Raw genomic sequence first — 7,439 nt, 5'->3', positions numbered from 1 at the left:
TATAATACCACACCCCCGCCTCCTTGTCAACACTTTTTGACAGATTTTTTCCATTCTTTTTTGCGTGCACCCCAAAACAGCAGCAGGCCGCAGGAAAAACTACGCCGCAGCTGCATTGCAGCTGCGGCGGCAAAAGCGGAAGAGTCCTCTCCCGGAACTATTCAGGTTTTCAGGATCTTCGCAGGGTCAGCCAGACTGCAGCAGCCAGCATGGGCAGCATTCCGATCAGGCCAATGGGTGCCGGCCCCAATACATTGTAATAGCTGTCTGCCGGGTTCGTCAAAACCACAAACAGCGCTGCCACCGCATTGAATGCGCCGTGTGCGATGGACGGAACCCAGATGCACCCGGTCTTTTCATAGAGCCAGTCCAACAGGGTATTGAGCGCAAAGCAGACTATGCACCACACGAAAAGGCCCAGCACTGGCGCACCCAAGTAGTTGGTGCCGTATTCGTAGCCCACCAGCAGCATCAGCGGCCAGTGCCAGACACCCCAGATCACGCCGCCCAGCAGGCGGCCGTTGAGCAGGCCGAGCTGCTTCTTCAGGTGGGGCATCATATACCCGCGCCAGCCGGCTTCCTCGCCCAAAGCTGCGAACATATTGATGACCGGAGCCAGCGTGACCGCGAACAGGCCTGTTTCCAGCATGTAGCTGAGGTTGGATACGCCCAGCTCCCTGCGCAGGGTCTGAGCGTCCATCTCGCCGCCGTAGGCCGCTGCCAGCCAGCTGCCGGAGAGGTCCAGTCGATGCGGGAACACCGCAAAGTAGAGCACTGCGGCCAGCACCGTAAATACCGCCGGGCCGAACCACGCCGCCAGCCAGTAGCGGCGCTTGCCCTGCACCTTCCAGACGATGCCGGTGGGCTGGCGCAGAAAGACCTTTTGCACCACCAGCACCGCCAGCAGCGGGCAGAGCATGGTGGCGACCAGCGCCAACTGATACAGCACGGCATTCTGCTTTTGCAGCAGCGCCATGCAGCCGCCGACCTGACACAGCCATGCCAGACCAAATGCTAACAGGAAATAAAGGCCGAAGCCCTGCTTTTCTTTTGTGGTCATACGAACTTCACCGCCGTTCCATAAGCAATGACCTCTGCCGCGCCCTGCATGACGCTGGCGGAAGCGTAGCGCATCCCTACAACTGCATCCGCTCCAAGGGCCTCTGCATCCTTGACCATGCGTCCTGTGGCGATCTGCCGGGCTTCGGTGAGCATATCCGCGTAGTCGGTCACTTCACCGCCCACCAGCGTGCGGAACCCCGCCATCAGATCGTGGCCCAGATTGCGGCTCTGTACCGTGCTGCCGCGCACCACGCCCAGCGCTTCCAGCTTTTTGCCGGGCACCTCGTTAATAGTTACGATAAGCATCTTCTTCTCCCTTCCCGATCTCTTCAATGCGTTCCAGCAACACCTTCAGCGTGCCCACGATGCACCCCACCGGGATGCCGAACAATACGATGAGCAGCGGCAGCGGCGGCGCTTCCTGCGGGTCGCTGTAAAAGGCCCACGCCATCGTTGCGATCACAAAAGCCATCAGCGCCACAAAAAGGGCAGCGCCGATGCAGGCACCGCGGATGCGCTCGCCTTTTCGGTCTGTGCGTTCAATGTTCACAAAGGTCACTCCCTGTTCCTCCCGTGCAGCAAGGCGCGCAAGCGTCTGCTCCACATCCAGTTCTTCAAGGTTTCCGGAAGCCTTTTCCAATACGGTACAGAAGCCGATGGCTTCATCCAGATCCTTGCGGCGGGTGCTCAGACGTTCCAGCTGCTGGGCCATTCCCTCGGCCAGCGTCTTCTGCCCTTCCAGCATTTCCCGGATCTCGGCCAGCGGCACATCCAGCTTGCGCAGCAGCTTGATGCGGCGCAGGCGTTCCACGTCCGCCTGCGAGTAGCTGCGGTAGCCGTTGCCCGGCTCGCGGCTGGGGGTAATGAGCCCCTCCTCCTCGTAAAAGCGGATGTTCTTTTTGGTCACGCCCACAGCGGCTTCCACTTCGTTGATCTTCATGGTTCCGGTGCCTCCTTACGTGCCTATGTTACACCTTCCAGAAAGGGGAAGGTCAATAGATTTTAATAGAAAAGTGAGACTCCCCCAGTCTGCTTCGCAGACAGCCCCCTCGGAGATGGGGCCTTTGGCAAAACATAAAACTTTGCCGCACTGCCAAAGGCTCCCTCCTTGAGGGAGCTGGCGAGCGAATGCGAGACTGAAGGAGTTCTTATTTTATCAGAAGTAGCACTTGATCTGGAACCGGTCGGCGCTATCCTGCTTTTTCTCCACCACAATGTGCTCATGGTTGAAGTCGAAGTGCACCGGGGTGCACAGGTCGGTATTGCGGGTCAAGCGCAGCAGTTCCTGCACCCGCTTTTTCTCCTCCGGCACATAGAACAGGTAGCTCACGCCCTCCTTTTTGGCACGGCCGGTGCGGCCGATGCGGTGGGTGTAATGTTCGTTCTCACTGGGCACATCGTAGTTGATCACGGCATCCACATCCGAAACATCTATGCCGCGGGCGGCAACGTCGGTGGCTACCAGAATAGCCAGCTTGCCGTCCCGGAAGTTCTTCATGATCTGGTTGCGCTCCTTCTGGGAGAGGTCGCCGTGGAGGCAGTCCACCGAGAAGCCCAGCCGTGCCAGCTGGTTGGCCAGAGTGGCAGTGTTGAACTTGGTATCGCAGAACACCATCACCCGCTTGTAGTTCTCACCAATGATGATCTGTGCAAGGTCGGAAAGCTTGTTGCGGCCGGAGGTCTCCAGCATATACTGGGTGATCTTGGGCTGGCTTTCTTCCTTGGGCTGGACGGTGATCTCCTCGGCGTTGTGCTGGTACAGCCAGCCGATGTCCATTACCTCGCGGCTGATGGTGGCCGAGAACATGGAGAGGGACTTGCGGGCCTTCATCATTTCAATGATATGCCGCACATCCTTATAGAAGCCCATGTTCAGCATTTCGTCGGCCTCGTCCAGCACGATCTGGGTCACATGGGAGATATCAATGGAATGGTGCTTGTAGTGGTCCATCAGACGGCCCGGCGTTGCCACCACGATCTGGCAGCCCTCGGCAAGGCGCTTTGCCTGCTTTTCCATGTTGGCACCGCCGTACACGCAGGCCACCTGCACTTCGGGCATAAAATAGGTCAGCTCTTCCAGCTCCTGCGCGATCTGCTGGGCCAGCTCCCGGGTGGGGGCCATGATCACGGCCTGCGGATACTTGTTTTCCGGTAAGATATGCTCCGCCACCGGGATGCCGAAGGCACAGGTCTTGCCGGTGCCGGTGGGGGCTTTTGCGATCACGTCATAGCCCGCCATCATGACGGGGATAGTCTTTTCCTGAATTTCGGTCATTTCGGCAAAGCCCATGCGTTCCACGGCCTTGTGGATGGCATCGCTGCACTGCAACTCACTGTAAAGCATCTGATTCTCCGTTCCTTTGTCATTTTATATTCTGAACCCAGTATAGCATGAAATGCCACACTTGTCAGCAGGTTCTTAACGAACTCCTTCCGTCATCACTAATGCGATGCCACCTTCCTCCCAGAGGGAGACTTTTCCGCACGGCGAGGCTCCCTCTCCGAGGGAGCTGTTGAGCAAATGCGAAACTGAGGGAGCTCCAAACAAAAAGAGCTGCGCCCCGAGTGGAGGGCACAGCTCTTTGCATTTGATTTGAGGATCAGACAGCTTCCTCAGTCTTGGCAGCCTTGCCTGCTTCCAGCTTCTGCTTGAAGCGGCCGCTGGCCTTGAAGCCGGGGATGGAGGTGGACTCCAGACGGCTGGAAACCTTGGTCTTGGGGTTGGTGTAGGCCTTGGGCTTGCGGGGACGCATCTCAAAACGGCCAAAGCCTGCGATGGTCACCTTCTCGTCTGCGCGCAGGCAGTCGGCGATCTGGTCAAACATTGCATCCATCGTGGTCTCGACCTGTGCTTCGGTGAAGCCGGTCTTGCGTGCCACAGTCTCGATCATCTGGGAACGGGTCATGTATCTATATCCTCCTGGAGTGTCCAAAAGTAACGTCTTTTGGCAAATTTTGCGTTGTTGAGTATAACATAATTCACACACTGTTTGCGACAGATTGCGCACAAAACGTCATTTATTGCGCACGAACTTATGTAATCTCTCTCCGTCCTTCACAAATACAGCGCCCGCTGTTTTGGCGGGCGCTGCAAAAAAGCATTTTACGGGTAATTCGTGAGGTAATTATTTGCGGTGATACAGGGTGGCAATATCCACCAGCGGGATATTTTCCAGACTGTGATCACTGCGCAGGCAGTCCACCAGAGCGTTGGCGGTATCCACTGCGGTGATGCAGGGGATGCTCAGCTCCACAGCCTTGCGGCGCAGGCGGACGGAGTCGCGCTTGGGGTCACGGCCCTTAGCGCTGGTAGAGAACACATAATCCACCAGACCGCTCTGCAGCAGGTCCACGATGTTGGGCGACTCGCCGGACATATTGCGCACCTCGTTGCAGGGCACCATGTGCTTGTTGAGCCATGCGCAGGTGCCGGATGTACCGTACAGCTTGTAGCCCATGCTCTTGAGCTTCCATGCGATATCCACGAACTCCGGCTTGTCGCTGTCCTTCACGGTGAAGATGCAGCAGCTTGCAGGGCCGGGGGTCTTGAAGGTGTAGCCCGCGCCGATGAGGCCCTTGAGCAGGGCATCGTGGTAGTTGGGGGCAATGCCCAGCACTTCGCCGGTGGACTTCATCTCGGGGCCGAACTGGGTATCCACACCGTGCAGCTTTTCAAAGCTGAACACAGGCACCTTGACAGCCACATAAGGTGCGTTGGGGTGCAGGCCGGTGCCGTAGCCCATATCTGCCAGCTTTTCGCCCAGACAGCAGCGCACCGCCAGATCCACCATGGGCACGCCGGTGACCTTGGAGATATACGGCACGGTACGGGAGGAACGGGGGTTCACCTCAATGACGTACACCTTGCCGTTGGAAACTGCGTACTGCACGTTCACCAGACCGTTGACATGCAGCTCGCGGGCAAAGCGGCCGGTGTAATCCACCATGGTGTCGATCTCGGCCTGAGTCAGGTGCTGTGCCGGGTAGACGCAGATGGAGTCGCCGGAGTGCACACCGGTGCGCTCCACCTGCTCCATAATGCCGGGGATCAGGAAGTTTTCGCCGTCGCAGATGGCATCCACTTCGCACTCGGTGCCCAGAATATACTTATCCAGCAGCACAGGGTGATCCATGTCCACATGCTCGGTGATAACGCCCATGTACTCGATCACGTCCGCCTTGGTGTAGGCCACGATCATGTTCTGACCGCCCAGCACGTAGGAGGGACGCATCAGCACCGGCAGGCCGATCTCGTCGGCGGCAGCCAGAGCCTCGTCCAGATTAAAGACAGTGCGGCCCGGTGCGCGGGGGATCCTGCAGCGCTCCAGCAGCTCGTCGAAGCGCTCACGGTCCTCGGCTTCATCGATGGCATCTGCCGGGGTGCCCAGAATGGGCAGGCCGATCTCGTCCATGTGCTTTGCCAGCTTGATGGCGGTCTGGCCGCCGAACTGCACCACGCAGGCATCCGGCTTCTCGGTGGCAATGATGTTGTCCACGCTCTCCGGGTTCAGCGGGTCAAAGTACAGACGGTCGCCGGTGTCAAAGTCGGTGGAGACGGTCTCGGGGTTATTGTTTACAAGGATGGCTTCGCAGCCGTGCTTCTTCAGGGTCCACACACAGTGCACCGAGCAGTAGTCGAACTCGATGCCCTGACCGATGCGGATGGGGCCGGAACCAAAGACCAGAACCTTCTTTTTCCTGGGTTCGCCCTTGGCGGATGCCTCGGCTTCCTTCTCGGCAATGAACTCAGCGGCTTCGTTGTCGCCGTCGTAGGTGGAGTAGAAATAGGGGGTGTTGGCCGAGAACTCGGCAGCACAGGTATCCACCATCTTGAAGCCGGCGCGGTAGTTCTCCACGGGGAGCTTGTCCACCTGTGCCAGACGCTTGATGGTCTTATCCTGGAAGCCGTACTTCTTGGCAGTCTTGTACTGCTCTTCGGTCAGCACGCCGTTGCACTTAGCAAGACCCTTTTCCAGATCTGCCAGATGCTGCATCTTGTCCAGGAACCACCAGTCGATCTTGGTGATGCGGTAGATGGTCTGGTGGTCGATGCCGCGCTTGAGGGCCTCGTACACGCAGAACACGCGTTCGGCATCCTGAACATGCATGTGGGCCACAATCTCGTCATCGGTCAGTTCCTCAAAGGGCTTGTGGGTCAGGGTGTCCATACCCAGCTCGATGGAGGAGACCGCCTTCATCATGGCAGCCTCGAAGCTGTTGCCAATGCTCATCACCTCGCCGGTGGCCATCATCTGGGTGCCCAGAGACTTGTCGGCGTAGACGAACTTATCAAAGGGCCACTTCGGGTACTTGACCACGATGTAGTCCAGCGCAGGCTCAAAGCAGGCGCAGGTCTTGCCGGTGACATCGTTGGTGATCTCGTCCAGCGTGTAGCCAATGGCGATCTTGGTAGCCACCTTGGCAATGGGATAACCGGTGGCCTTGGAAGCCAGTGCGGAAGAGCGGGACACACGGGGGTTGACCTCGATGACCGCGTAATCGTAGCTGTCCGGTTTCAGGGCGAACTGGCAGTTGCAGCCGCCCTCGATGCCCAGCTCGGTGATGATATCCAGAGCAGCGGTGCGCAGCATCTGGTATTCGTGGTCGGTCAGGGTCTGGGAAGGAGCCACGACCACCGAGTCGCCGGTGTGGATGCCCACAGGGTCCAGGTTCTCCATGTTACACACGGTGATCACGTTACCCTTGTGGTCGCGCATGACCTCATACTCGATCTCTTTCCAGCCGGCGATGCACTTTTCCACAAGAATCTGATGGATGGGGGAAAGGCGCAGGCCGTTGGTGCCGATCTCGATGAGCTTTTCGCGGGTCTCGCAAATGCCGCCGCCGGTGCCGCCCATGGTAAAGGCCGGACGCACGATGACCGGGTAGCCGATGCGGTCGGCGCAGGCCAGAGCGTCCTGCAGCGTTTCCACCACCTCAGAGGGGATGATGGGCTGGTGCAGCTTTTCCATGGTCTCCTTGAACAGCTCGCGGTCCTCGGCCCGGTCGATGGTCTCGGGCTTGCAGGCCAGCAGACGGATGCCGGTGCGGTCCAGATAGCCGGAGCGGGCCAGCTCCATGGACAGATTCAGGCCCATCTGACCGCCGAGGTTCGGCAGCACGGAGTCCGGCTTTTCAATGTCCAGAATGCGCTCCACGACTTCCAGCGTCATGGGTTCAATGTAAACATGGTCGGCCACATCCGGGTCGGTCATGATGGTTGCGGGGTTGGAGTTCAGCAGAACGGTCTCGATGCCCTCTGCCTTCAGGGCGCGGCAGGCCTGCGTGCCGGAGTAGTCGAACTCCGCAGCCTGACCAATGATGATGGGGCCGGAGCCAATGACCAGCACCTTCTTGATTCTAGGGTCCTTCGGCAT

Annotated in this window: 6 protein-coding genes; all 6 read right to left on the bottom strand. The window is 58.6% G+C overall.

Going from position 1 to position 7,439, the window contains the following annotated elements:
* Nucleotides 1–169: 169 nt before the first annotated feature.
* Nucleotides 170–1,060 carry a CPBP family intramembrane glutamic endopeptidase gene (locus DWY76_RS07230; protein ID WP_120080639.1) on the bottom strand — a complete coding sequence of 297 codons (891 nt, stop codon included), beginning with the start codon at nucleotides 1,058–1,060 and terminating at the stop codon, nucleotides 170–172.
* Nucleotides 1,057–1,368, bottom strand: coding sequence for a heavy metal-binding domain-containing protein (locus DWY76_RS07225; protein WP_005944222.1), 312 nt, complete (start codon nucleotides 1,366–1,368; stop codon nucleotides 1,057–1,059). Before DWY76_RS07225 ends, DWY76_RS07230 begins: the two co-directional genes overlap by 4 nt.
* Nucleotides 1,349–2,002 carry a MerR family transcriptional regulator gene (locus DWY76_RS07220; RefSeq protein WP_005944220.1) on the bottom strand — a complete coding sequence of 218 codons (654 nt, stop codon included), beginning with the start codon at nucleotides 2,000–2,002 and terminating at the stop codon, nucleotides 1,349–1,351. The genes DWY76_RS07225 and DWY76_RS07220 overlap by 20 nt, the downstream gene beginning before the upstream one ends.
* A gap of 216 nt (nucleotides 2,003–2,218) precedes the next feature.
* Nucleotides 2,219–3,406 carry a DEAD/DEAH box helicase gene (locus DWY76_RS07215; RefSeq protein ID WP_120080637.1) on the bottom strand — a complete coding sequence of 396 codons (1,188 nt, stop codon included), beginning with the start codon at nucleotides 3,404–3,406 and terminating at the stop codon, nucleotides 2,219–2,221.
* A 256-nt stretch (nucleotides 3,407–3,662) separates the two neighbouring features.
* Nucleotides 3,663–3,968, bottom strand: a complete 306-nt coding sequence (locus DWY76_RS07210) for an HU family DNA-binding protein (RefSeq protein WP_005944215.1) — start codon at nucleotides 3,966–3,968, stop codon at nucleotides 3,663–3,665.
* 219 nt (nucleotides 3,969–4,187) lie between these two features.
* Entirely contained in the window at nucleotides 4,188–7,439 is a 3,252-nt protein-coding gene (gene carB, locus DWY76_RS07205; protein WP_120080635.1) for a carbamoyl-phosphate synthase large subunit, read from the bottom strand.

Origin of the sequence: Faecalibacterium sp. AF27-11BH (assembly GCF_003603005.1) — a bacterium.
Taxonomy (GTDB): Bacteria; Bacillota; Clostridia; order Oscillospirales; family Ruminococcaceae; genus Faecalibacterium; species Faecalibacterium taiwanense.
This window is presented reverse-complemented; position numbering and strand designations above follow the sequence as displayed.